Consider the following 24,753-nt stretch of genomic DNA (forward strand, 5'->3'; position numbering starts at 1 on the left):
AAGCTATATTAATAATTACATACCATAGAAACAGCACCTTGATAGTTACCATTATTGCTCAAAGTCATACGGTAAATTGCACCAAGTACTAGGCTATTTGATCCATTATCAGCTATGTTAAATGTACCGATCTGATTTGATTCACCTTGTTGTCCTACGATACCCAATAAGTTATAGCTGCTATAGTTATTGAATGAATCAACCCATCTCATTGATGAAGCAAAGGTAGTTTCATCACTGCCATTTTTTGCAGTAAATTTAACGTCGATATTGCCGTTAGGATTTAAGGTAATACTTCCATTATGAATGGATGGAGAAATAAATTTTTCAAATTGGCCACTATTGGTCACTTTTGCTTGAGTAGCATTAACATCAGTACAGTTAATTTGTTTGGTTTGGGCAGAAATACGCTTAGTAATGATTGGGGTAAATGCAAAATAAAAATAAGAGGCATTGCTATATTTGGAAATATCTGTTGATTTTATTTCCCCATTTTTTTCATAATTAAAAATTCCTTTGGTTACACGAGCAATCGTAAAGTTTTTATTTCCAGCAATTTCTTTCGCAACAATATCTCCTGTAATTTTGTAATCACCAAATTCGGTGATAATACCATCGGCATTTTGTTTTACAGAATCAAGTCTTGATGCACCAGAAGAATTAGGGTAGTCAAAAATAATATTGTAGGATTGTGATGAATTCAATTTTTCTAATACTGAACCAGTAGAAGTATCTGGTGTGGTGCCGCTGTTCCCTGTAGAGCTCGATGTACCATTCCCTGTAGAGCTCGATGTACCATTCCCTGTAGAGCTCGATGCACCATTCCCTGTAGAGCTCGATGCACCATTCCCTGTAGAGCTCGATGCACCATCACTGCTGCCGCCGCAGGCAGTTAAAGTAAGACCCAAAGAAATAACTAAAAAAGAGGTTTTAAATCGGTTCATGGTAATTCCTAGTTTAAAAGAATCAACTATAGTCTATTGTTAGAATACTGAAAATAGGCAGTTAAATCGTGAACATTCTTATTTTAGTATTTCACTTTTTGATGTTTTTTCACACAATTCGATAAAATTCAGTATAGTTGAGCAGCTTACTCTATTCATTTGTAGATTTATCATGATCAAACAATGCTGTGCCATACTTGAAAAACGCCAACAGACTGTGGCTTTTATTGAAAGTGCCAGCTCAGGTTACTTATGTAGCCAGTTTTCTATTTATAAAAATAGCGGTGCGAATATTTTACTTGGTGGACTAGTCAGTTACGATCCAAGCATTAAACGTGAGATTTTGCATGTGAATAGTGACTTAATTGCCACCTATACCGCTGAATCTGCAGAAGTCACACAAGCCATGGCAGTTCAAGGCAAAAAACTATTTCAACATGCAGATTTTATTGTGGCATGCACAGGCTTACTCAAACCAGGTGGCAGTGCCACACCTGAAAAACCCGTCGGGACATTTTTTATCGCTATTCAATATCTGCAGCAAACTTTTCAGTACCAATATTTTTTAGATGGCAATCCATTACAACGACTAGAACAGCTCACTCTGTTAGTCGCTCAAGACCTGATTGATCTAATGCAAGATACAAACACTTGTACTGCACCCTGAAGTAAACCTATCTTTTTAAGTCTCTATCAAAATTCTCATGACTGCCCAATTTTAAAAGATAGAGTGTCATGATTTCGTCATCACTCACAGAGTAAGCCAGTAGCACAAGCTGTTTGTCCATTTTAAATTTATAAACAAATACTCCTGCTAAATCCCCCACTTTAGCTTCTCCGATATCAGGATTATTCCAAACGGTTATTACGGCATTATCAACATCTTTTTTCTGCTGCTTGGTTAGTTTTTTCACTGTCCGTTCAAATAAGGGAGTTTGTTGTATATTCATTTATATGGTGTTGTATTCCCTGCTTTGACATGCGCCATACTAAGCAACAAATCTGCTATATCTTGAAAAGTTAAATCGGGATTGTCTTGTGCGATTTTTCCAATTTTAGCCCAGTACTCAATTTGTTTAGTTGCACTTCTACTTTCAGCCATCCCGTAAATCTTTGCTGATTCAACAATATCGCTGTCGATTTTAACTGCTACATGTGACATTGCTTTTTCCTCATATTAATTATGGAATAAATTTTAGCCAATCATGCAACCATTTACAACCTTAAGAAACAAAATACAACAACCTTCTTTTATGATCAAATATTTAAAAATGCGCTATCGTACGCCCGATCTTTTTTAATTCTCTAACGCTTCAATAATTACTCATTGTATTTTTGACTACCCTCATCCAAACCTCAAAAAAAATAAGGTTCCATTGCTTAACAATGAAACCTTATCTTCAGCCTAAACTGCTGCATCACATGATGTTCATGCACGGTACAGCTTTTTAGACAACCAATTAAGCTGCTGAACGCTCTGCAATTGGTACAACTTTACGCAATTCAGGACCAGTATACTCTGCACTTGGACGGATAATACGGTTATCAGCACGCTGTTCCATTACGTGTGCTGCCCAACCTGTTACACGGCTCATCACGAAGATTGGTGTAAATAGTTTGGTCGCAATGCCCATAAAGTGATACGCAGAAGCATGGAAGAAGTCAGCATTACAGAATAATTTCTTCTCACGCCACATCACTTCTTCACAACGCACTGATACAGGATAAAGAACTGTATCACCTACCTCTTGCGCTAACCGCTCAGACCAGATTTTGATGATGCCGTTACGTGGATCATTGTCTTTATAGATCGCGTGACCAAAGCCCATGATCTTTTCTTTACGTTCCAGCTTGCCTAACATTTCGCGTTCAGCTTCTTCTGGCGATGTCCAGTTTTCAATCATTTCCATAGCAGCTTCATTTGCGCCACCATGTAATGGGCCACGCAATGAACCTATCGCACCTGTAATACATGAATGCATGTCAGACAAAGTTGATGCGCAAACACGTGCTGTAAATGTTGATGCGTTAAACTCATGCTCTGCATACAAAATTAATGACACGTTCATGACTTGTTCATGCAATTCATTTGGTTTTTCACCACGCAATAAATGCAGGAATTGTGCGCCAATTGAATCATCATCGGTATTTTCTTCAATACGGACGCCATCGTGACTATAACGATACCAGTAGCAAATAATAGCTGGCAAAGTCGCCAAGATACGGTCTGCTACATCTTGTTGCTGTTCAAATGACTGTTCGGTTTCTAAGTTACCTAGCATTGAAACACCTGTACGCATCACATCCATTGGGTGTGAATCTGCAGGAATACGCTCTAGTACTTCTTTCAATGCTTGAGGCAATGCGCGTAAAGATTTCAATTTTGCTTTATAGGCAGCCAATTGCTCTGAAGTCGGCAATTCACCAAAGAAAATCAGGAATGCAACTTCTTCAAACTGACAGTTTTCTGCCAAATCCTGCACATCATAACCTCGGTAAGTTAAGCCTGCGCCACTTTTACCTACAGTAGAAAGTGAAGTTTTACCTGCCACTTGTCCACGCAATCCTGCGCCTGTGAGAACTTTTCCTTCAGCCATTTTTTTAATTCTCCTGTTTGAACAGCTTATCTAATGTGTTTTCAAAAGTATGATAATCAAGGAATTCGTATAGTTCTTTACGTTGCTGCATTTTGTCTAAGACATTCACTTGCGTGCCATCTTTACGGATGGATTGCATCACCTCAAGGGCTGCTTTTTGCATGGCACGAGTTGCTGAAAGTGGATACAACACCATGCGAACGCCCTGCTCGGCCAATTCTTCAGTGGTGTAATAAGGGGTATCACCAAACTCGGTAATGTTCGCCAGTACAGGGACACCGACTGCATCACAGACGGTTTTGTACATGGTAATGTCAGTCATTGCTTCAGCAAAGATCGCATCGGCACCTGCTTCCACACATGCGCAAGCACGGTCAATAACTGCCTGCAAACCTTCTTTTTGCAAGGCATCAGTACGCGCCATGACTACAAAGTTTGAATCGGTTTTCGCATCAACAGCCGCTTTAATACGATCAACCATTTCTTGTTGAGTTACAATTTCTTTGTTTGGTCGATGTCCACAACGTTTTTGTGCAACCTGATCTTCAATATGAACTGCAGCAGCACCCGCAGCAATCATTTGTTTAATACTGCGGGCAATATTGAATGCACCACCCCAACCAGTATCAATATCCACCAATAATGGAGTATCTACACGCTCAGTAATACGACGCACATCTTCCAAGACGTTGTCTAAACTGGTCATGCCCAAGTCAGGTAAACCGTAAGAGTAATTGGCGACACCTGCGCCAGATAAATAAATGGCTTTATAGCCAACCTGCTTTGCCATCATTGCAGCATAAGCATTTACCGTGCCGATAATTTGTAATGGCTTTTCCACTTCTAAAGCTTGTCTGAATCTTAAGCCCGCAGATGTTTGTTCTGTCATCTTCCTTTCCGCTTTTCTTACTATATTTTTCGAGGTTTGAGTATATCGGGAATGCAACGCTGCGCCATGACTTTTTAGAATCTATGCTCTAAAACTTTAGTCAAATAATTCGAAATTTTATTGCACAATAAATTTTCGTGATATTGCTTATTATTTAAATTTAATAAACATAGCTTTTTTGCATACTAAATAAGCAAAATTTGCTTATTTTGAGTGTATTTCTATTTTTTCTGAATTCAAGCACGCTGCCTGTACACTTCGACACAGCACGCTGTGCATAAATTTGCTATAATAACAATCTCTCCCTTTGATCATTTGCTGAAATATTATCCAATATGCAAGATATCGCTCATTTAACCCCTTTCGGTAAAGATGTCCCTCCTACAAAGCGTGGACATGAGCGATGTGTGGCGCTGCTCGTCAGTGCAACTGATCTGTTTTTAGAACGTGGCTACGATGCCGTATCTTTAGATGATATTGTGCAACATGCTGGCGGTTCTAAAGCTTCTATTTATAAATACTTTGGCAATAAAGAAGGCTTGTTTAAAGCGATTTGTGATTATCGCCGTGACAAGTTTTTTCAGGATATTCACATCCCTTTTGAACAAATAGATTCCAATTTACGTGGTTATTTAATTCAGACCTTGCTGAATTTTTATCATCATATACTAGCGCCTGAAAATGCAGCTTTTATGCGTTTAGTTTTAGAGCAAAGTCAGCGCAACCCTGACATTGCCTTGCATATTCATGAGCGCGGCCCTCTGCACGTACAATTGTGCATTGCCAAAGTGCTAGAGCATGCCAGCCAACAAGGGCTCATTCGCTGCGAACACCCTGTTTATTCGGCACAATTGTATTTTGGGATTTTAAGAAATTTAGAATGGCGCATTATTATGGGCATTCCAAAACAAGAAACTGAACAAGAAACAATCAATTATGTAAGTTATTGTGTAGATCGCTTTCTAGACGCCCATCAAAAAGTCTAGTTTTTTTGCAATTTCTTCATCCTATAGTATATTAGCCGATTCCCTTTTTCACTTAACCAATCAACAACTAATTGTTGTTTTTCTCATTCAGCAATTATTGTGGAGTAACGAATGGCTCTACGTCACTTTCTAACATTACGCGATTTATCGACTTTAGAACTGAATCAAATTTTGCAACGCGCCATTGAGCTTAAGCGTAAACAGCATAACAATGAAGTTTTCCAACCCTTTGTGGGCAAAGTCTTGGGAATGATTTTTGAAAAATCTAGTACCCGAACTCGTGTATCGTTTGAAGCAGGTATGAGTCAGTTTGGTGGCAGCGCAATTTTCCTATCATCACGTGACACACAGTTAGGCCGTGGTGAACCGATTGAAGATTCTGCACGTGTCATTTCAAGCATGCTTGATATTGTGATGATTCGTACTTTCGGACATGACATTGTAGAACGTTTTGCATCTTATTCAAAAGTTCCAGTGATCAATGCTTTAACGGACGATCACCACCCTTGCCAACTCCTTGCAGACATGCAAACCTATGTTGAGCATCGCGGTTCAATTGAAGGTAAAACCGTGGCTTGGATTGGTGATGGCAACAACATGTGTAACTCTTATATTGAAGCTGCGCACATGTGGGGCTTTAATTTAAAAATTGCAACGCCTAAAGGCTATGAACCTGAACAACGTTTCCTGTCTGAATTTGCACACTGTGTAGAATTAGTAGACTCTGCTGAAGATGCCGCAGTCAATGCTGACCTGATTGTGACCGATGTTTGGGCAAGTATGGGACAGGAAGAAGAACAAAAAATCCGTGAAAAAGCGTTTGCAGATTATCAAGTGAATGAACGCTTGATGGATTTAGCACATCCTGATTGTTTATTTATGCACTGCTTACCTGCGCACCGTGGTGAAGAAATTTCTGAAAATATGCTCGATCATAAAAACGCTGTAGTATGGGATGAGGCGGAAAACCGTTTACATGCTCAAAAAGCATTGATAGAGTTTTTATTGAACGAAAATCTTAAAAAAGACTAAGCTTTAAAACCCGTCTTAAATATTCGCAAAACTTTGATGAGTTTTGTTACAAACAGCACCAAAAGGTGCTGTTTTTTATTTGGCTCGCTATAATCTTGAGTTATGGTCTATTTTTCTAAAATTTCAAAAAGAGCTTAGATGAATAATATGATTGATAAAACACTTGCCACAATTACGCTGTGCACTACTACACTGATCGCGAGTGCTTCACTCTATGCCAAAGCCAGTGAATTAGATCAATATTTAGTCCAACAAAAGATTCTAAGTGCAGATTATAAAATTCAAAATATCGTCGCTTTAAATGAAATTTTAGATGTCATTAGCGACGAAGACTCTCGTACAATGCCTTATCAAGTCGATCAAAATACAGTGATTGAACAAAGTACAACTACAGACAAGCAAATTAACATTCGTGGCATGATTATTTCACCTGACTTCACGCAGTTTGTAGAAAGTACGGGTTATAACAATGTCAAAAATATGATTAAACAAAACTTAATACATAATTGTGAATCTATTTTTGAACATCAGTTCCAACGGGTAAATCCCTATGTATTGAACTTACAACTGAGCGCAGAAAAAACACAATTTAATGTGCAATTGGCAAATAGCGAGTGCCAATTTAAAGCAGACTGAACTGTATTTAAAACTAAAACAACCTCAGCTTTAAGATTTAATGCCTAAGGTTTAATGCGTAAACCCAAATATAACCTAACGTATTAAACCTTGAGGTTGTAAAATAATGATCAATGCACCCAAAACCACTACCATTCCACCGAACATATCCCAACGTGTTAAATTGACCTGATCTACATACTTTAACCAAATCAAGGCTGTACAAATATAAATGCCACCATAAGCAGCATAAATTCGCCCCGATGCCGCAGGATGTAAAGTCAATAACCATACAAAGGCCGCTAAAGCCAAAACTGTTGGCACCCATAACCACTGCGATTTCCCTTGATTTAAAATTAAATAAGGAAAATAACAACCCAATATTTCCATAACTGCCGTAACAAAAAACAAGAACGTTGTGCTGGCAATTTTAGTGATCTGAAAATCCATAAATCCTGTGTGGTCTCTCTTTTAGCAGTAACGATTTAAGTTCACGCATCTGCGAATTCATAAAAAATAACCCATGTTGAGCATGGGTTATTTTCAAAATTCAAATAGGGATTGATTAAGCTGGTTCAGCCGTTTGATCTTCAAATACTTCAAGTTTCAAACCAACCGCTTTACCATTCTCTTTCTTCACAGAAACAGCGACATTACCACCCTGTTCAGCAAGTTCACCGAACAGAATCATTTCTGCCAATGGCTTTTTCAAGTGTTCCTGAATCAGGCGTTGCATTGGACGGGCGCCCATCAGGCGATCATATCCATGCTCAGCCATCCATTCACGCGCATCTTGATCAACCTCAAGAATGACTTTTTTATCATCCAATTGAGCTTGTAATTCAGTCAAGAACTTATCTACTACATTTTCAATCACGGTAGTAGGTAGAGCCTTAAATTGAATCACACCATCTAAACGGTTACGGAATTCTGGCGAGAAGGCTTTTTTCATTGCTTCCTGGTTATCATTACTGTTGTCTTGATCCATGAAACCAATACTCACGCGGGAAATACTTTCCGCACCAATATTGGTGGTTAGAACCAAAATCACATTACGGAAGTCTGATTTACGACCATTATTGTCGGTCAATGAGCCGTGATCCATAATTTGCAGCAATAAGTTAAATACGTCAGGATGTGCTTTTTCAATCTCATCTAGCAACAACACACAATGCGGGTTTTTATGAATCGCATCGGTAAGTAAGCCGCCCTGATCAAAACCGACATAACCCGGAGGCGCACCAATTAAACGTGAAACCGCATGACGCTCCATATATTCAGACATATCAAAGCGTACTAATTCCACACCTAACAATTTGGCCAACTGCTTGGTCACTTCAGTTTTACCCACGCCTGTAGGGCCTGCAAAAACGAAGCTGCCGACTGGTTTGTCTGGTGTTTTTAAGCCAGCGCGTGACAGTTTAATTGCAGATGCCAAAGCTTCAATGGCTTCATCTTGCCCAAATACCACACGTTTTAAATCACGTTCAAGATGTTCAAGTACAGTCTTGTCATCTTTAGATACAGTTTTAGGTGGGATACGTGCAATTTTCGACACGATATCTTCAATGTTTTCAACTGTGATTAAGGTGTCATCCTGCTCGGCTCTTAAACGGCGCTGTGCACCCGCTTCATCAATCACATCAATGGCTTTGTCTGGCAAGAAACGGTCATTGATAAATTTGGCCGATAGCTCTACCGCAAACACCAAGGCTTTATCGTCATATTTTACATGGTGAAATTCTTCAAATTTCGATTTTAAACCACGTAAAATATCAACCGTTTCTGAAATTGAAGGTTCATTGACATCAATTTTTTGGAAACGGCGTGACAGCGCATGATCTTTTTCAAATACCTGACGATATTCTTGGAATGTAGTCGAGCCAATACAGCGTAGAGTGCCATTTGCCAACGCAGGTTTGATTAAGTTTGACGCATCCATAGTGCTGCCCATGCTCGAGCCTGCACCAATAATCATGTGGATTTCATCGATAAATAAAATTGCATCAGGTTTCTTTTTTAAGGCATTTAATAGTTGTTTTAAACGCTTTTCAAAGTCACCACGGTATTTGGTACCCGCGACCAACGCACCAATATCTAAACTATATACTTCGGCATTTTCGAGTGGCTTTGGCGCTTTACCATTAACAATCAACCATGCCAAACCTTCGGCAATAGAAGTTTTACCCACGCCAGGATCGCCCACTAACAATGGGTTATTCTTACGACGACGGCACAGAATTTGTGCAGCACGCTCAATTTCTTTTTCACGACCAATTAATGGATCGGTTTTTCCCTTTTGTGCCTCGGTATTCAAATTTAGCGTGTAAAGTTCTAGCGGGCCTGCGTTGGCAGAACTTGAACCTTCCCCATCTAACTCTTCAACCTCTTCTTCCGCTTGCGTTTCGTCTTTACGTGTACCGTGCGATAAGTATTGCGTCAAAGTTAAACGGTTGATTTGATGGCGCTTAAGTAAATAGACCGCAAAAGAATCACGTTCTGAGTACATCGCTACTAAAATATCGGCGCCTTCTACAGTACGGTCACCACCGCTCGATTGCACATGGAAAATGCCACGTTGCAAAATTCGGTCAAAACTTTCTGTTGGATGCGGGGCTTGATCATTATTTTCAGCAAGTTTAGGGGTATGTTGTTCTACATATTCTTCTAGTTCTTTACGCAGTACAATAACATCTGCACCACATGCCTTGAGTGCATTTACAGCAGAGTCATTATCTAATAAAGCCAATAATAAATGTTCAACCGTTAGAAACTCATGTCTCTTCTGACGAGCCATGCTAACAGCCAAACGTAGTGATACTTCTAATTGACGACTGAGCATGTAACCCCCTTAATCTTTAGGCTCAATCTGACAAAGCAATGGATGACCTTGTGATCGAGCGTAATTATTGACTTGGTTCGCTTTCGTTTCCGCAATGTCCCGCGGATAGACCCCTGCGATACCCTTTCCTTCATAATGTACAGTTAGCATTACTTGAGTCGCTTGGTCAAGATTCATTGCAAAGTATTGTTGTAAAATTTCAATTACAAAGTCCATTGGGGTGTAGTCATCGTTCATTAAAACGACAGCATACAAAGGTGGACGCTTTAATTGAGGCGGTGCTGTTTGTAACGCAATATCGCCGTCGTCTTCATGCCCCGCATCATCCACACTTAAACGCGGGGTTAAATGCCAATCGACATAGCCAGATTGGTGAAACGTGGTTTTAATTTCATTTAAACAAATTGATCGTTTTTGGCTTCGCATAAGGTTTATATATCACACATTATTGAGCACTGGCTTCTGCTTGTGGAATTTCAGAAATAAATGCTGAATCGGCTTCCACGGCTTTACCTTTGCTCCAACTGAAGCGTTTAATCACAGGAGTTGCGCCATTTAAACGGACTTCAATAAAGTCTGGATTAAAGCCTTTAGGCATGCTCCAGCGCCCTGTTAAACGCTCATAATTATCAAAATTAAAATTGCTATCTTCCATCGGAACAACCAGCACTTCTGTGCCTTGAATTAAACGCAGTTCTACCGTACCGCTTGCACGTCGCTTGCTAGGACTCACTTGCACCAAATCGATCTGATATTCATAAGCATTGTCTGGTAATGGTTTTACCCCAAGATTTTGCACAGTCAGGCTTAAGCCACCACGTTGGCGCAAGACTTCACGATAAATCGCGCTCATGCCTTCAGTACGTTGCTTATCTTCAGTCGCTTGAGTGAAAGCTTGATACAAGTCATTAGAATTACTGACCGCAACATCACGTTCTTGAATCGCAACGTTTAAGCTCTTATTCAGACTTTCCAAACGCGTTTTTTGTTCTTGCACCACTTCAACCAGTTGTTCTGCATCGGCATCGTAACCAACCACAGTTAAGCCCTGACGATGCCCGACTGAATAGCCCAAAAAGCCACTACCTAAAATTAAAATGGCAGCACCAATTGCCAAAGGCGCATTGCTTTCAAGAAATGGCTTTTTTTCTGGCGGTGTAGATGAGGGTGTCATGCTTGAATTCGACTGAGACGTGGTTTCTGTATCGGTGTTATGCATCGTCATCTCTTGTTTTGATTCATTCAAAACACACATTTAAATCGAAATCTAAATGTGTGTGAAGTTGAAAAACGTGTTCTTATGGTAATAAACCAATCACCTCAAGTCCTGCATGTTCTGCAAAACCAAACATGAGGTTCATATTTTGTACTGCTTGCCCTGCTGCACCTTTCACCAAGTTATCTTGTGCCACCAAAAGTACTAATTTTTTCGGTTGTGGCTTATACAATGCGATACGCAACTGGTTAGCGCCACGTACTGAACGCGTTTCTGGTGAACTATTGGCAGGCATAACATCTACAAAATGTTCATTTGCATAAAACTGCTCATATAGACTTTGTAAATCTGCTGCATCACCTGCATCAGTTAAATCGACATAGATAGTGCTGAGCATACCGCGAATCATAGGGACCAAATGCGGTACAAATATAATGTGATTAAACACATCTTTTTGACCTGAAATATTTTCCAGTGCTTCTACAATTTCTGGGTGATGGCGATGTCCTGCTACACCATACGCCTTGAAGTTGTCTGCATTTTCAGAATAAATCATACCTAGACTGGCTTTACGACCTGCACCAGATACGCCTGATTTTGCATCAATGATAATGCTTTCAGGTTTCACTAAAGCTTCAGTTTGTTTAAATAGTGGCGCTAAACCAAGTTGCACAGTAGTCGGATAACAACCCGGGTTACCGATCACCTGTGCTTGTTTAATTTGCTCACGGTTGAGTTCAGACAAACCATAAACTGAGTCTTTCAAAATCTCAGGACAAGCATGTTGCATACCATACCACTTTTCAAACTGTGATAAGTCTTGCAAACGAAAGTCTGCTGCTAAATCGACCACCTTGGTATTGGCTGCTACAAGCTCTGCAGCATGTTGCATTGCAACACCGTGGGGTGTAGCAAAGAACACCACATCACATTTTTTTAATTCTTTGATGTTTAAATCTGAGTAGCACAGATCTGTGTGTCCACGCAGACTTGGAAACATATCGTCTACACGACGACCCGCTTCTGTACGTGAAGTCAATACATTTACTTTTACATTTGGGTGTCGTAGCAAAAGACGCAATAATTCAACGCCTGTATAACCTGTACCACCGACAATACCAACTGAAATCACGTGCATTACCTCAATTCAAAAGCATGTTTAAGCTAACGCTATAGTATGACAGGAAGTTTTAGTTTTCTAAACTGTTTTACTTGGGTTTTGGGGCTTTTCTTTATTCTGTTGATTTTATAAAAGATGATTTGGATTGTAGTCAATACGTGCAACACCTTTGCATTGTAGTCTTATCATGTGGGTGTTGGCTTTTTTATTGATACCACCACCAAGGCAAAGACGTTGTTTTTAACTGTTTGCGATGCTGCAAATAGTGCGCATCATGCCGCTGCACTTCAGCCCAAAATGCAGGACTATGATCAAAATGTCGTGTATGCGCCAACTCATGCACAGCAACATATCGCACAATTTGTTCAGGAAACAACACCAAGGCGCTATTGAGCATAATATGCTGTTGCGTACTGCAACTGCCCCAACGGGTTTTCGGTTGACGAATTGCGCACTGTTTAAATGGCAAAGCAATTTCATGACTGACTGTTTGCAAATATATCGGCAACATTTGTTTGGCATAAGCAATAACAAATGCTTTTAAATATGCCGCAGGTTGACGGTCACTGACCCAAAGACAATGCTTTTTTAAATCTAAACTAAAACTGTGTTTTTGTGTTTGATAATGAATATTTAAAGGCTCACCCAAATTAAAAAGTGACAACTGATTAGGTAATTCACGCTGAACAAGTCCTTGCTGTGCCTGCTGTTTATGCCAAGTTTCGATCATCCACTGCTCGGATTGCTGCAAAAAATCCTGAATTTGTCGCTGAGTACAATATTTCGGTACAGTTAAACGAATTTGATGCGGCTCAACACGCAATCGTAAACGTGTTGCTTTTGCATGTGCTGTGATTTGAATTTCAGGTAAGTCGGATAATGTCATTATTGTTCTTTTATTAAATCCTCCCCGACCCCTCCTTTAATAAAGGAGGAAGTAAAGCCCCCTATTAAAAACAAGGGGCTTGGGAGACGAATTAAACCGCAGTACGTTCTTCAATGCCATTATTGGTCGCTACTATTGCAATATCAGCTTTATTGATAGCAAAAATACCGTTGGTCACAACACCTGGAATATCATTCAAGGTTTTTTCTAATTCCAGCGCATTTAAAATATTTAAATTATAAACATCTAAAATCACGTTGCCATTATCAGTTACCACACCTTCGCGGTAAGCAGGATCGCCACCTAAAGCCACAATTTTACGTGCCACTGCTGAACGAGCCATTGGAATCACTTCAATTGGCAAAGGAAACTCACGGCCTAACTGCTCTACCCACTTTGAATCATCGACAATACAAATAAACTTACGCGCAATCGAAGCCACAATTTTTTCACGAGTCAACGCTGCGCCGCCGCCTTTAATCATGTGCATGTGACGGTCAATTTCATCTGCACCATCAACATACGCATCTAAACTGCCTACAGAGTTCATATCGACCACTTCAATACCAAGTTTCTTTAAGCGCTCCGCAGTCGCTTCAGAACTTGCCACAGCTGCTTCTAATTGTAATTCAGGCAATAAATCAATCAGGAAATTTACAGTACTACCTGTACCTACCCCCAAAATCCCGCCTTTAGGCAAATGTTTTAATGCAGCTTTGGCAGCCGCTTGCTTCTTTTCATCTTGGGTAGCATACAGACTCATGACTTCACTCAACTATTTTGACATTTGTTGCCGATTTTACAGCGCAAATGTGCAGGGGTTTGTTACAATAACCCCCTATTTTAAACTGTTAGATGGAAGATTAACATGCTGTCTCGTTTGGTTCGACAAATTTTACAAGCAACGGTCTACGATGTTGCAATCGAAACCCCACTCGACGCAGCGCCACGAATTAGTGAAAAACTGAACAATAACATTCGCTTTAAACGTGAAGACTTACAACCTGTATTCTCTTTTAAATTGCGTGGTGCGTATAATCGTATTAGCCAGCTACCCCAAGATCAACTTAAACGTGGTGTAATTACTGCTTCTGCTGGTAATCACGCGCAAGGTGTAGCACTGTCTGGGCAAAAACTAGGCATTCGCGCGATTATCGTTATGCCTAAAACCACGCCAGATATTAAAGTACAAGCAGTAAAACGCTTAGGTGGCGAAGTAGTATTACATGGTGACTCATTCGATGTTGCCAATAAATATGCAATTCAACGTGCTCAAGATGAAGGCATGACCTTTATTCCACCTTATGACGATGAATTAGTCATAGCAGGTCAAGGTACGATTGCCAACGAAATTTTGCGTCAATGGCGCGATGTCGAATACGTTTTCGTTGCTGTTGGTGGTGGCGGTTTAATTGCAGGTGTGGCAGCTTACTTGGGCGATGTCGCACCGCATGTCAAAGTCATTCCTGTAGAATATGATGAATCGGCTTGCTTAAAAGCGGCTTTTGAAGCCAATGAACGGGTTATTTTGCCGCAAGTGGGTTTATTTGCCGATGGTACTGCTGTCGCACAAATTGGTGAGAAACCGTTTGAAGTTTTACAACTACAAAAATCAGATCAATCAGGCCCAATTGTTGAGCGCGATGTAGTTTTGGTGAATACCGATGAAATCTGTGCGGCAATTAAAGACACCTTTGATGAAAACCGCAGCATTGTAGAACCTTCAGGTGCAATGGCTTTGGCAGGCATCAAAAAATATGTCGAGCAACATCAACTGCAAAATAAAAACATGGTGTCAATTGTTTGTGGCGCAAACATGAATTTTGACCGTTTACGCTATATCGCGGAACGTACTGAACTCGGTGAACATAAAGAAGCAATTTTTGCCGTGACCATTCCAGAAGAAAAAGGAGCGTTCCTTAACTTCTGCCGTGCCTTGCAAGGCCGTAATATCACTGAATTCAACTACCGTGCCAGTGATGCCACTGCCGCGCAAGTCTTTGTCGGCATCAGCCTAAAATCTGGTGAAAGAGAGCGCCACGACATTTATGAGTTACTCAAAACCCGATACGATGTTGATGACTTGTCAGATGATGAAGTAGCAAAACTACACATTCGTTATTTGGTCGGCGGTCATGCCGATATTGAAAATGAACGTCTATTCCGTGTGGAGTTTCCTGAGCGTCCGGGTGCATTACTCACCTTCTTGGAACGCTTAGGCCCAACCCATAACATTACCCTGTTCCATTACCGTAACCACGGTGCAGCGGAAGGTCGTGTATTGGTCGGTTTAGAAGCTTCAGATGCTAAACAGAACCCAGATGGTTTAATCGAAACTTTGGAAAAGATCACGTATCCATACCAAGAAATTACCAACAATTTGGGTTATCAGCGTTTCTTAAAATAAAAGATTATACACGTCAACAAATACTAAAGACCGCTAATTCCAGCGGTTTTTAGTCATTTAACCGCAGTATAAATCCATAAAATATTTTAGTATATTGCAAGAATAATATAATTTTTCAGGATGATGCTATGGCGCAATTTGCTGTCATTGGTTTAGGTAGTTTTGGTGCAACTGTGGCTACACAATTGGTCAAACTCAACCATGATGTCATTGGGATTGATAGCAATAAAAAGTTTGTAGAAAACATTGCCGATCAAATTACCCATGCAGTGATTGCCGATGCAACCGATGAACACGTTTTGGAAGAACTGAATATTCAAAATTGTGATGCGGTCGTGGTCGCCATTGGTGAAGATATTGAAGCCAGTATTTTGTGTGTCTTAAATTTAAAGAATTTGGGTATTTCTAAAATTTACGTCAAAGCCAAAAGCAAAGCGCACACTATGATTTTAACCCATTTGGGCGTAAGCAAAATTATTCACCCTGAAGAAGATATGGGCGTTCGCATCGCGCAATCGCTGAGTTATCCGATGGTGAGTCGTTATATGAGCCTAAACGACAACCACTATATTGTAAAAGTAATAATTACAGACAACTTGCATGGCACACGCATTCATAGTCTGATGTCACATGCACCCGAAGTGAAACTTTTACTGTTTAAACGTGCCGAAACTATTTTCTATACGCTTGAATCCAATTTAATGCTACAAACAGATGATATTTTGGTGGTTGAAGGACAACTTGAACCATTAAAACGCTTATCTAAACAATTTAAGTCAGAATGAAAAAAACAGCGAAACAACCAATTAAAACTGTCAATTTAAGCCCACCTAGTCTGTTGGCGCTTGGCTTTTTAAGCTTTATTTGTATTGGCACAATCTTACTAAAACTACCCATTTCCCATCATGGTGAGATGAGCTGGATCAATGCCTTATTCACTGCTACATCCGCAGTGACCATTACTGGATTGTCAGTGGTGAATATTGGCGATGCTTATACCGTATTTGGACAATTGGTCATTATGTTGTTATTACAATGTGGTGGCTTGGGTTTCATGACCTTTGCAATTTTAGCGGTTTTGAGTTTGTCATCGAAAATTGGTTTAAAACAACAAATTATGGCGCAAGACACCATTGGGCAAACCAACCTATCTAAAGTGTCGATGACCATTAAAGGCGTATTGCTCTACTCATTGTTTTTTGAAGGGATAGGCACAGTAATTTTAACGATCGCTTGGATGCAGGATTACCCTTTTCAAGATGCGTTTTTCTATGCGGCTTTCTATAGTGTTTCAGCCTTTAATAATGGTGGATTTTCATTATTTCCAAATAGCTTAATGAGCTTTGCAGATCAGTATTTGATTACACTTACCATTAGTATGCTCTATATTATTGGCGGTGTAGGCTTTGTGGTACTCATGGATATTAAACGAGCCAAACGCTGGAAAACACTTTCACCCAATAGCAAACTCATTCTTTCTACTATTGCAGGATTAAACCTCGTTGCATTTTTGCTGATTTGGGCCATTGAAGCCAGCAATCCGCATACCCTTGCTGCGATGAGTATTGGCGACCAAGCCCTCAATGCTTGGTTCCATGCCACCGTGCCGCGTTCATCTGGCTTCAACAGTTTAGATATGACCAGCATGCAAAATGCCAGCACCCTACTCACCATGTTGCTGATGTTTATTGGTGGCGGTTCGCTCAGTACCGCAGGCGGTATTAAAGTTGGTACATTTGTTATTGTCTTTTTAAGCGTGATCAGTTTTTTAAGACGTTCAGATGAGGTGCGTGTGTTTAATCATGCCATATCTGAACGTACCACCTTTAAAGCTTTGGCGGTGATCAGCATTACTGGAATGTTGATTACAATCGGTATCTTCAGCCTACTTCTATTTGAACCTAAGCAAAATTTTTTGGATTTACTTTTTGAAGTGGTTTCTGCTGCCTGCACGGTAGGTTTATCACGTGGTGTTACGGGTGAATTACAACCTGCTAGTTTAATTGTATTAATGTTGTTGATGTTTGCAGGTCGTTTAGGGCCGCTGACTTTGGCTTATTTAATCGCCACACCACAAAAAAGCCGACTTAAACATCCAACCGCAGATATTCAAGTTGGATAAAAGCTAGATACGATCCGACTTCAAAAACAAACGCCAATCTTCAAGATTGGCGTTTTATATTCAGCAAGCAATAATGAGAAATCAATTTTGATCGGCTTAAAACCAATTCATTAAAGACACACCCAAACCAACATAGGTGGCGCGGTGGTTATAATCAATCAGGCTTTCGCCATAACCATCAAACAACTGGAAATGACCGCGTAATTTGCCGCTGATTGGGAAAACCCAGTCAAACTGTGCTGCGCCGTGTGAGTCATCACCACCTTTTAAACTATGACGAAGCATCAAAGAAAAGTCATGCTCTTTCCAGCGATAAAATGCCAACATATCGCCACGCCCGATATAATTTTTAATTTCGGGGTTGTTATCATCACTGCGGTCTTCTTCAATGCGGTACCACGGACGTAACATCAAGGCAAAATTGTCTTTTTCAAAACCCAAATTAAACATAACCCGATTCCAACTGCGTGATAGCGGATCAGAACGACCATTGGACTGGTGATTCAATGTCAGCCCCATCAAACGCCCATGTAAACCAAAAAGCTGATAATTGGTGCGGAACATCAAACTGGCTTCAGGCTCATAATTGGTTTCACGAAATGGACGTGATTCATCACCATTATAAACCTGCCAACGTGATGACTGAGTATAACCTAGCCACACATCACCGTTATCCCCCAACAGATTTTCTACTGCTTTGGTTTTTAAAGACAACTGAAATTTGGTTTCCATTGAGGTTAGGTTTTGTTCTTTACCCACTGGAACGGTATTTTGCTCATTCAAACTTTGTGGACGTTCATTTTTATCGGACGTCCAAAAAGTAGGCATCAAATACACCGGTTGATAAGCACGTAAATTCCATGTACCTAATTTACTATCGGATGAAAGCTCCCAGCGCTTATCCAATAAAGATACATTCGGATCAAGCTTTGGTACATCAAATGAAAATAAATTACTCACACCTACCGCAATTTTTTCTTTCAGGGTTTCAGGTACAGGAGCAAGTGCCTGAGCGGCTTGGCGTTCACTAATTAGTGGTGTTTTTACTGCTTCAGGAATTTTAAACAGAGCATCATAGCACGCCAAACGATCAGCATTTGCCTCTAAAGCCACACAGGCTTCAGGTGTTGCAGGTGCAACTAAGCTAGCTGGGTCTTGTGCATAAATTTTCGCCACAAACACAGTGCTGAGTGCAGCAACACTCAGCGACAGTCCTGTGCGTTCAAACAGTTTGAACGCGCTCATAAATCCCCCTAAGTTTTCGTTGTTATTTCACGTATCAGTTCACTTGTTTAATTTCAAAACCAAGTTCGAGCAATGCTTCACGTTTTGACACAGGTGCGACTACGGCTTTAGATGCTTGCTGCTGACGCAAATATTGCTCCGCAACACGTTTTAAATCGTCTAAAGTCACCGCCAATAAACGCTCACGTAATACTGTGCGGAATGAGGGTGTACGCGCGTGCAATAATGCATAACATGCAGTAATCGCTTCACCTGCAGGCGAACCTGGTTTATCCATACTAGCAATTAAACCTAAAATCGCTTCTTCTAGTTGATGCGGCAATTGCTCTGCATTAAATAACCAATCAATACTCGCTTCAAAGTCTGCGAAAGTTTCTGCCAAGCGTGGATCACGATAACTGTAAAAACGGAATGAACATGCATTGCCATCGTAGCTTGCACCGCCACCGTAAGCACCGCCTTTTTCACGGATTGCGCTGTGTAAGAAACCATTGCGCAAATATGCAGCCAATACCATCAAAGGTGCAGCATCAGGATGCGACACTTCCACCGCAGGATACGCAGCCGCACAGAATTGCACATTGGCTTGAATCAACCATGCCTGATCTTGCGTTGAATGATCTACAGGAACTTGAGTTAAAGCAGCAGGATTTTCTGCAACAATAAGTTTATCCCAAACTTCTTGAACTTCTTCGACCAAACGATCGGATTGATGTTCTTCACATACTAACAAAAATTGCTTAGGTGCTTGCAGTAATTTATGGTGAATCAATTGCAATTCAGCAATCAATTTCTCGTATTCCGCTGCATCTTTTTCAATTTTAGCAACCAAGTCTGCCAACCAATTTAATGCGCCCAAACCTGTATTGTTGTAATCACGCAGCGCCAAGGCACTGTGATGACGCCCTGCAATTTGCATAGCATAACTGTGCCCAGAACCCGATAAACGTGACTGCCAACGGGTTTTACGTTGTTGTAACAACTCAATAATGCGATCTTTTTCATCAAAACGTAATTGCTCAAATGCCAGTTTCAGCAAGCGGATAGCTTCAAGATTATTCACCAATGATTTGGTGGTTAAGGTGAGCCATGCACTGATCTGATTTTTGTCATCGACTTTAGAGCGTAAAGATGCGCCCATGCCCAAACCACCGCTGACTGCGGTTTGTAGCTGTTGCAATTCTAAATAGTCGTATTCACCCGCACCCACTTCGCCCATTAAAATAGACAGTAAATTAAAGTATGGTGATTGTACAATTTCATCAGGAATTTGAATCAACACTTGCTGATAGTAAATTCCATTGGTCCCTGCATGATATAAATTTAAAGGATAATCAATGCGGTTGCAGATAATTTCACGCAACTCACCCTGCACAATATGCAACGCTGCAGGCACATCTTCCAAACCAACTTTTGGCAATAAATTCAAATCATCTGGCGTATCTTGACGGACTTTTAAAGCTTCCGTTTGCGCGACAATTTCTGCTTTTTGCGCATCAGTGAGTTGTGCGGCAATTTCTGCTAAACGTGCTTTTTCAAGTGCAGCATCTTTGGCCGATTTTTCTGCATCTGGAATCAAAATCATTTGCACACGGTGCGGGTTATCAATTAAATGCGTCTGAATTAATTGCGATAACCACATTGGGTCTTTAAGTTCTTCTTTGACTTGTTCAATTGCAGTATCCACATCCCACACCTGAATTGGGTCATTGTGGTGAATGGCACTGCTTAAACCATTTAAAATCAAGCTCAAACCGTATGGCATACCATCGCCATTAATTTCACGCTGATGCAATTCAATTTGATGCAAAATTGCATCGACCAAAGCCGTATCCACAGGCTGTGCAGCCACGTCTTGTAAAATTTTTAGAACGCCCGCCTGAAATTCAGCTGCGTGTTCAGGGTTAGAACCTTGCACACCACAGAAGAAGGTCATTTCAAAGTTGGAATCATCCACCCCCATCAATGGCCCAGTAGATTGTGCATGCGCCCAAGTTTCCAAATAATGACGCAGTGGTGATGCCGAGTTTTCGAGTAAAACACCCTCAACCAAACGCATGCCTAAGCGTAATTTAATATCGCTCGCTTCAGGCAATAACCACGCCAAAACATGATACGTTTTATCTTTAAGCTCTTCTGCATCGACTGCATAACTTTCAGTCACTGTCACTGGCGCAGTTAAACGACGTTCAGGCTTAGAATACAGCGTTTCGCCCTGCTCAAATTTCGCCAAAGCCAATTTTTCAAACTGTTCTTGTAAATCGTATGCAGGCGTATTGCCAAAAGTCATAAATACCGCATTACTTGGGTGATAATGTGACTTATAAAAATCTACCAATTCTTGATAGGTCAAATCTGGAATATCTTTCGGGTCGCCGCCTGAATTGTAGTGGTAGGTCGTTTCAGGGAATAAATGATAAGCCAATTGGTGATAAAGCTGATCGGATGGCGAACTCATTGCACCTTTCATTTCATTAAAGACCACACCTTTATAAACAGGCTCACCATTTTCCAACTCAATCCGAATGCCTTCCTGAGCAAAATCGAGAGGATTTAAATTGGCTGCAAAAGCCGCATCCATATACACCGCAAGCAGGTTTTGGAAATCTTTTTTGTTTTGTGTCGCAAATGGATAGGCCGTCCAATCCGCCGCAGTAAATGCGTTCATAAAAGTATTCAAAGAACGACGAATCATTAAAAAGAACGGGTCACGTACAGGGAATTTTTCAGAACCACACAACGCAGTATGTTCTAAAATATGTGCCTCACCTTTGGAGTCCATCGGCTGAGTGCGAAATGCGACTAAAAATACATTTTCATCATGTTCTGTCGCTAAGTGATAATGCACCGCACCTGTAACTTTATGTTTATATTCAGACACTAAAATGTCTAAGGCTTCAACATGGTGTTGACGTACCAACTGAAACGCAGGATGTACAGTCTGGGAAATGGTTTCAGTGACATCTACAGTCATGTGATCTCCTAAAAATAAGCAAATAAAAAACTAAAGCCATTATAGCTTTAGTTCTTTAGATAATTCACGTTGAAAACCCGACTAAATTGATTGAAATTTGCAAAGTATCAACAAAATGCTGCCTGCACTGCTGCTTGTAGCATGAGCAAAACTAGATCAGGTATTTAAAATAACTATAGTTTGGATGATTTTCGACATACACATAATTCTGTTTTTGATAAAAATGCGCTGCCGATTTGGTATCAGTGTTTAAACACAACGCCGAAAAATTAGCACGTGCTTTTTTCTCTAAATGTTGCAAGAGCTGTTTACCTACGCCATGTTTACGATAATTTGGCAAAACATAAAAACGACGTACACGTCCAATACGACTTTCAATATCTTGCTCATTCCATTGCTGGTTTAAGCCACCACATGCAACCAATTGATCACCATCGTAAACAAACAATAAAAACTCACCAGGCTGATTAAAGCGGTTTTTGCCACTTTCCCATTCTTCAATTAAACGATTGACAAAATCAAAGCCTTCTTGAGCAGCATGTTTGGCCAAAGTCTGAATTTGCGTTGGTAACTCTTGTGCTTCTTTAATTTCGATGTTCATCTCACCTTCCTGATAACTCTGCTAAACCCCTATTTTTCATCAACAACCTTCAATCAGCCGAATTTTATTCATGAAACTACAGCAATCCTGAGCATTGGTGTAAACTTAGTGTTTTTAATTTTGACTGTGATTTAAAGACATGGCAACTGTTGACCTTTTTGCAATTGGTAATGCATTAATTGACCAAGAATTTCAAGTCTCGGATGACTTCCTCATTCAACATAGCTTGCAAAAAGGTACTATGCAATTAACCGATGGTGAAACACAAGCAAATTTATACAACAACTTAATTAAAACGCAAAGACATAAAGGCCAAGCTTCAGGAGGTTCTGCTGCAAATACCACCGTTGCATTTAGTGCTTTGGGCGGTCAAGCCTTCTATGCCTGCCGTGTTGGTAACGATGATTTGGGTGATATTTACCTCAAAGGTTTAAATGAAGCAGGTATTCACACCACAACCAAATCAGTCAGTGAAGGTGTTACAGGGACTTGTATGGTACTAGTGAGTGATGACTCTGAACGTACCATGCACACTTACTTGGGCATTACTGCAGAACTTTCTGCAACACAAATTGATTTTGACCCACTTAAAACAGCAAAATGGCTTTATATCGAAGGTTATTTATCTACTAGTGATACTGCACGTGCTGCGGTAAAACAAGCGCGTGAAATTGCCAAAGCCAATCAGGTTAAAATTGCACTGACCTTATCTGACCCAGCCATGGTGCAATATGCCCGTGCAGGTTTAGATGAGTTACTAGATGATGGCGTAGACTTGATCTTCTGCAACCAACAAGAAGCGATGATGTACACAGGTACAGAAACAGCCGAAGCTGCTTTAGAACAGTTAAAACAAAAAAGTAAATACATTGTCATTACATTGAGCGCACAAGGTGCCTTAATTTATGATGGCAACAACACATTTTCTGTACCAGGCCGTCCAGTTACTGCTGTTGATGCCAACGGTGCCGGTGATGCCTTTGCCGGTTCATTCTTGTATGCACTCAATGCAGGTTTAGGTTTCCAAACTGCAGCTCAACTTGCCATTCTGATTTCAAGTGAAGTGGTTGCTCAATTCGGCCCTCGTCTTGCGGTAAAAGATTACGCTAAACTTTTGCATAACATTCAAAAGGAATCTGCATAATGAATAAAATTTGTATGATGGAAGACATTCCTGAGCGAGAAGCACGTGCCTACGAAACGCCAAATGGTGACACAATTTTTATCACCCAACGTGATGGCATGTATTACGCTTATCAAAACGTCTGCCCACACCTACAAGTGGAATTAGAATTTTTAGAAAACCAGTTCTTAGACCGCGACCAAGAATATATTGAATGCTCAACACATGGCGCGTTGTTTTTAGTTGAAACGGGCGAATGTATTTCTGGTCCGTGTTTAGGTCAGTCACTCGAGAAAGTCGAGATCAGCATTCATTCAGATGGTGGAATTTACTTAATTAACGACTAACTTTTTTGCAACTTTCAGAAAGAAGCGAAAAGTTCCAAATCTTAGCTCTATACAAAACCAGATCATTTATCTATGCTCTCTAAGCAGAGTTAGAGCAATGATCTGCATCTAATAACATCACCTATAAATATTTCAACACGCGAGTTTAGCGCATGCATGAGTTTTTATCTGATTTGAACTTAATGCCCTTTCATCTCAGCCTGGTTGTTTTATTGCTACTCAGCACTGCCGAAACGATTGGTTATTACTTTAATTTTCGTCCAAGTCAGTTGCTCAAACGTGCATTTTCACAACGGATTACAGAATCACCGCTTTTAGATGTTAAATTTTCTAAAGTACTGATTTTTGTATTTTTACTGATGAATTTCAGTGTTTCAGGATATTTTTTACAGTTCTTCATTTACTCACAAAAACAGCATTTTGTTCCTGCATATTACATTATTTTTCCAGCGTTTATTATTGCTATCTTTTTTACAGTCTTCATGATTCACTGTTTAGACCAAGTTATCAAACCTAAATACAGCGTGCGCCAAGTCGATTTGCTCGGACGTTTGGCCACAATTTCAAGTGGCAATGCCCGTCCTGGTTTTTCTGCACAAGCTCGTGTGCGAGATGAGTTTGGACAATTGCATTATGTGCAGGTTGAACCTGAATTTGGTGAACTTGAATTTCAAGCTCAAATAATTATTGTTCGCAAAAAAAGATCTCACTATCTTGCCAAAAAAATTTCACCATCAAATAACTTATTTAGCAATCAATAAGTTATTTTTTAAGATTTAAAACCAATCATGCTGACCTAAGAAAGTT

General features: G+C 40.3%; 25 protein-coding genes. 10 read left to right on the forward strand and 15 right to left on the reverse strand.

Annotation, left to right across the window (positions count from 1 at the left end; genetic code table 11):
• Positions 1-8: 8 nt before the first annotated feature.
• The gene (locus LZP46_RS08065) at positions 9-944 is read right to left on the reverse strand and encodes a hypothetical protein (RefSeq protein WP_178318701.1); all 936 of its coding nucleotides are present in this window, start codon (positions 942-944) and stop codon (positions 9-11) included.
• A 172-nt stretch (positions 945-1,116) separates the two neighbouring features.
• Between LZP46_RS08065 and LZP46_RS08070 the strand changes: the two genes are divergently transcribed.
• Positions 1,117-1,611 (forward strand): CinA family protein, encoded by a 495-nt coding sequence (locus LZP46_RS08070; protein ID WP_236093509.1) that lies wholly within the window; start codon positions 1,117-1,119, stop codon positions 1,609-1,611.
• A gap of 7 nt (positions 1,612-1,618) precedes the next feature.
• On the opposite strand, the gene LZP46_RS08075 is transcribed toward LZP46_RS08070, so the two are convergent.
• The 4 genes from LZP46_RS08075 to prpB form a co-directional block, all read right to left on the reverse strand.
• Positions 1,619-1,858 carry a type II toxin-antitoxin system RelE/ParE family toxin gene (locus LZP46_RS08075; protein WP_329608945.1) on the reverse strand — a complete coding sequence of 80 codons (240 nt, stop codon included), beginning with the start codon at positions 1,856-1,858 and terminating at the stop codon, positions 1,619-1,621.
• A 32-nt stretch (positions 1,859-1,890) separates the two neighbouring features.
• Positions 1,891-2,106 (reverse strand): TA system antitoxin ParD family protein, encoded by a 216-nt coding sequence (locus tag LZP46_RS08080; RefSeq protein WP_104852059.1) that lies wholly within the window; start codon positions 2,104-2,106, stop codon positions 1,891-1,893.
• Positions 2,107-2,404: 298 nt separating this feature from the next.
• A complete protein-coding gene (prpC, locus tag LZP46_RS08085) occupies positions 2,405-3,541 on the reverse strand; it encodes a bifunctional 2-methylcitrate synthase/citrate synthase (RefSeq protein WP_236093510.1) in 1,137 nt (378 codons plus the stop codon).
• Positions 3,542-3,545: 4 nt separating this feature from the next.
• A complete protein-coding gene (prpB, locus tag LZP46_RS08090; RefSeq protein ID WP_236093511.1) occupies positions 3,546-4,430 on the reverse strand; it encodes a methylisocitrate lyase in 885 nt (294 codons plus the stop codon).
• Between the two features lie 335 nt (positions 4,431-4,765).
• Between prpB and LZP46_RS08095 the strand changes: the two genes are divergently transcribed.
• The 3 genes from LZP46_RS08095 (at position 4,766) to LZP46_RS08105 (ending at position 7,084) form a co-directional block, all read left to right on the forward strand.
• A complete protein-coding gene (locus tag LZP46_RS08095) occupies positions 4,766-5,416 on the forward strand; it encodes a TetR/AcrR family transcriptional regulator (RefSeq protein WP_168417358.1) in 651 nt (216 codons plus the stop codon).
• 111 nt (positions 5,417-5,527) lie between these two features.
• Positions 5,528-6,448, forward strand: coding sequence for an ornithine carbamoyltransferase (argF, locus tag LZP46_RS08100; RefSeq protein WP_236093512.1), 921 nt, complete (start codon positions 5,528-5,530; stop codon positions 6,446-6,448).
• Between the two features lie 138 nt (positions 6,449-6,586).
• The gene (locus tag LZP46_RS08105) at positions 6,587-7,084 is read left to right on the forward strand and encodes a hypothetical protein (RefSeq protein ID WP_236093513.1); all 498 of its coding nucleotides are present in this window, start codon (positions 6,587-6,589) and stop codon (positions 7,082-7,084) included.
• A gap of 75 nt (positions 7,085-7,159) precedes the next feature.
• Here the strand turns inward: LZP46_RS08105 and LZP46_RS08110 are convergent, their stop codons facing one another.
• The 7 genes from LZP46_RS08110 to rpiA all read right to left on the reverse strand — a co-directional run bounded on the left by LZP46_RS08110 (position 7,160) and on the right by rpiA (position 13,890).
• Positions 7,160-7,513: a YnfA family protein gene (locus tag LZP46_RS08110; protein ID WP_236093514.1), complete on the reverse strand. Its 354-nt coding sequence runs from the start codon at positions 7,511-7,513 to the stop codon at positions 7,160-7,162.
• 115 nt (positions 7,514-7,628) lie between these two features.
• Positions 7,629-9,905 (reverse strand): ATP-dependent Clp protease ATP-binding subunit ClpA, encoded by a 2,277-nt coding sequence (gene clpA, locus LZP46_RS08115; protein WP_236093515.1) that lies wholly within the window; start codon positions 9,903-9,905, stop codon positions 7,629-7,631.
• A gap of 9 nt (positions 9,906-9,914) precedes the next feature.
• Complete coding sequence (gene clpS, locus LZP46_RS08120; protein WP_236093516.1) at positions 9,915-10,331, reverse strand: ATP-dependent Clp protease adapter ClpS; 417 nt, start codon at positions 10,329-10,331, stop codon at positions 9,915-9,917.
• 19 nt (positions 10,332-10,350) lie between these two features.
• Entirely contained in the window at positions 10,351-11,124 is a 774-nt protein-coding gene (locus tag LZP46_RS08125; protein ID WP_230244995.1) for a DUF6776 family protein, read from the reverse strand.
• 79 nt (positions 11,125-11,203) lie between these two features.
• Entirely contained in the window at positions 11,204-12,259 is a 1,056-nt protein-coding gene (gene argC / locus LZP46_RS08130; RefSeq protein ID WP_236093517.1) for an N-acetyl-gamma-glutamyl-phosphate reductase, read from the reverse strand.
• Between the two features lie 187 nt (positions 12,260-12,446).
• Positions 12,447-13,127, reverse strand: a complete 681-nt coding sequence (locus LZP46_RS08135; protein ID WP_236093518.1) for a M48 family metallopeptidase — start codon at positions 13,125-13,127, stop codon at positions 12,447-12,449.
• 91 nt (positions 13,128-13,218) lie between these two features.
• The gene (gene rpiA, locus LZP46_RS08140; protein WP_236093519.1) at positions 13,219-13,890 is read right to left on the reverse strand and encodes a ribose-5-phosphate isomerase RpiA; all 672 of its coding nucleotides are present in this window, start codon (positions 13,888-13,890) and stop codon (positions 13,219-13,221) included.
• Positions 13,891-13,995: 105 nt separating this feature from the next.
• Here rpiA and ilvA point away from each other — a divergent pair, with 105 nt between their 5' ends.
• From ilvA to LZP46_RS08155, 3 genes are all read left to right on the forward strand, one after another.
• Entirely contained in the window at positions 13,996-15,534 is a 1,539-nt protein-coding gene (ilvA, locus tag LZP46_RS08145; protein ID WP_236093520.1) for a threonine ammonia-lyase, biosynthetic, read from the forward strand.
• A gap of 128 nt (positions 15,535-15,662) precedes the next feature.
• Positions 15,663-16,319, forward strand: a complete 657-nt coding sequence (locus tag LZP46_RS08150; protein ID WP_236093521.1) for a potassium channel family protein — start codon at positions 15,663-15,665, stop codon at positions 16,317-16,319.
• A complete protein-coding gene (locus LZP46_RS08155; protein WP_236093522.1) occupies positions 16,316-17,656 on the forward strand; it encodes a TrkH family potassium uptake protein in 1,341 nt (446 codons plus the stop codon). The genes LZP46_RS08150 and LZP46_RS08155 overlap by 4 nt, the downstream gene beginning before the upstream one ends.
• 96 nt (positions 17,657-17,752) lie before the next feature.
• Here LZP46_RS08155 and LZP46_RS08160 read toward each other — a convergent pair whose 3' ends face one another.
• The 3 genes from LZP46_RS08160 to LZP46_RS08170 form a co-directional block, all read right to left on the reverse strand.
• Complete coding sequence (locus LZP46_RS08160; protein WP_236093523.1) at positions 17,753-18,901, reverse strand: phospholipase A; 1,149 nt, start codon at positions 18,899-18,901, stop codon at positions 17,753-17,755.
• A gap of 34 nt (positions 18,902-18,935) precedes the next feature.
• Entirely contained in the window at positions 18,936-21,875 is a 2,940-nt protein-coding gene (locus LZP46_RS08165; RefSeq protein WP_236093524.1) for an insulinase family protein, read from the reverse strand.
• Between the two features lie 151 nt (positions 21,876-22,026).
• A complete protein-coding gene (locus LZP46_RS08170; protein WP_236093525.1) occupies positions 22,027-22,476 on the reverse strand; it encodes a GNAT family N-acetyltransferase in 450 nt (149 codons plus the stop codon).
• A gap of 139 nt (positions 22,477-22,615) precedes the next feature.
• Here LZP46_RS08170 and LZP46_RS08175 point away from each other — a divergent pair, with 139 nt between their 5' ends.
• The 3 genes from LZP46_RS08175 (at position 22,616) to LZP46_RS08185 (ending at position 24,707) form a co-directional block, all read left to right on the forward strand.
• Positions 22,616-23,620, forward strand: coding sequence for an adenosine kinase (locus LZP46_RS08175; RefSeq protein ID WP_236093526.1), 1,005 nt, complete (start codon positions 22,616-22,618; stop codon positions 23,618-23,620).
• 14 nt (positions 23,621-23,634) lie between these two features.
• Positions 23,635-23,946 carry a Rieske (2Fe-2S) protein gene (locus LZP46_RS08180; protein WP_236095192.1) on the forward strand — a complete coding sequence of 104 codons (312 nt, stop codon included), beginning with the start codon at positions 23,635-23,637 and terminating at the stop codon, positions 23,944-23,946.
• A gap of 152 nt (positions 23,947-24,098) precedes the next feature.
• The gene (locus LZP46_RS08185; protein ID WP_236093527.1) at positions 24,099-24,707 is read left to right on the forward strand and encodes an OB-fold-containig protein; all 609 of its coding nucleotides are present in this window, start codon (positions 24,099-24,101) and stop codon (positions 24,705-24,707) included.
• Positions 24,708-24,753 lie beyond the last annotated feature (46 nt).

The organism is Acinetobacter sp. SCLZS86 (assembly GCF_021560715.1).
Classification (GTDB): domain Bacteria; phylum Pseudomonadota; class Gammaproteobacteria; order Pseudomonadales; family Moraxellaceae; genus Acinetobacter; species Acinetobacter towneri_A.

Excerpts from the sequence above, each read along its gene's own strand:
- rpiA (WP_236093519.1), bottom strand. The coding sequence starts at position 13,890 with ATGAGTCTGTATGCTACCCAAGATGAAAAGAAGCAAGCGGCTGCCAAA.
- LZP46_RS08125 (WP_230244995.1), bottom strand. The coding sequence starts at position 11,124 with ATGCATAACACCGATACAGAAACCACGTCTCAGTCGAATTCAAGCATG.
- clpA (WP_236093515.1), bottom strand. The coding sequence starts at position 9,905 with ATGCTCAGTCGTCAATTAGAAGTATCACTACGTTTGGCTGTTAGCATG.
- LZP46_RS08160 (WP_236093523.1), bottom strand. The coding sequence starts at position 18,901 with ATGAGCGCGTTCAAACTGTTTGAACGCACAGGACTGTCGCTGAGTGTT.
- clpS (WP_236093516.1), bottom strand. The coding sequence starts at position 10,331 with ATGCGAAGCCAAAAACGATCAATTTGTTTAAATGAAATTAAAACCACG.
- LZP46_RS08065 (WP_178318701.1), bottom strand. The coding sequence starts at position 944 with ATGAACCGATTTAAAACCTCTTTTTTAGTTATTTCTTTGGGTCTTACT.
- argF (WP_236093512.1), top strand. The coding sequence starts at position 5,528 with ATGGCTCTACGTCACTTTCTAACATTACGCGATTTATCGACTTTAGAA.
- LZP46_RS08110 (WP_236093514.1), bottom strand. The coding sequence starts at position 7,513 with ATGGATTTTCAGATCACTAAAATTGCCAGCACAACGTTCTTGTTTTTT.
- LZP46_RS08150 (WP_236093521.1), top strand. The coding sequence starts at position 15,663 with ATGGCGCAATTTGCTGTCATTGGTTTAGGTAGTTTTGGTGCAACTGTG.
- LZP46_RS08105 (WP_236093513.1), top strand. The coding sequence starts at position 6,587 with ATGAATAATATGATTGATAAAACACTTGCCACAATTACGCTGTGCACT.
- prpB (WP_236093511.1), bottom strand. The coding sequence starts at position 4,430 with ATGACAGAACAAACATCTGCGGGCTTAAGATTCAGACAAGCTTTAGAA.
- LZP46_RS08180 (WP_236095192.1), top strand. The coding sequence starts at position 23,635 with ATGATGGAAGACATTCCTGAGCGAGAAGCACGTGCCTACGAAACGCCA.
- argC (WP_236093517.1), bottom strand. The coding sequence starts at position 12,259 with ATGCACGTGATTTCAGTTGGTATTGTCGGTGGTACAGGTTATACAGGC.
- ilvA (WP_236093520.1), top strand. The coding sequence starts at position 13,996 with ATGCTGTCTCGTTTGGTTCGACAAATTTTACAAGCAACGGTCTACGAT.
- prpC (WP_236093510.1), bottom strand. The coding sequence starts at position 3,541 with ATGGCTGAAGGAAAAGTTCTCACAGGCGCAGGATTGCGTGGACAAGTG.
- LZP46_RS08175 (WP_236093526.1), top strand. The coding sequence starts at position 22,616 with ATGGCAACTGTTGACCTTTTTGCAATTGGTAATGCATTAATTGACCAA.
- LZP46_RS08185 (WP_236093527.1), top strand. The coding sequence starts at position 24,099 with ATGCATGAGTTTTTATCTGATTTGAACTTAATGCCCTTTCATCTCAGC.
- LZP46_RS08155 (WP_236093522.1), top strand. The coding sequence starts at position 16,316 with ATGAAAAAAACAGCGAAACAACCAATTAAAACTGTCAATTTAAGCCCA.
- LZP46_RS08135 (WP_236093518.1), bottom strand. The coding sequence starts at position 13,127 with ATGACATTATCCGACTTACCTGAAATTCAAATCACAGCACATGCAAAA.
- LZP46_RS08070 (WP_236093509.1), top strand. The coding sequence starts at position 1,117 with ATGATCAAACAATGCTGTGCCATACTTGAAAAACGCCAACAGACTGTG.
- LZP46_RS08170 (WP_236093525.1), bottom strand. The coding sequence starts at position 22,476 with ATGAACATCGAAATTAAAGAAGCACAAGAGTTACCAACGCAAATTCAG.
- LZP46_RS08165 (WP_236093524.1), bottom strand. The coding sequence starts at position 21,875 with ATGACTGTAGATGTCACTGAAACCATTTCCCAGACTGTACATCCTGCG.
- LZP46_RS08080 (WP_104852059.1), bottom strand. The coding sequence starts at position 2,106 with ATGTCACATGTAGCAGTTAAAATCGACAGCGATATTGTTGAATCAGCA.
- LZP46_RS08095 (WP_168417358.1), top strand. The coding sequence starts at position 4,766 with ATGCAAGATATCGCTCATTTAACCCCTTTCGGTAAAGATGTCCCTCCT.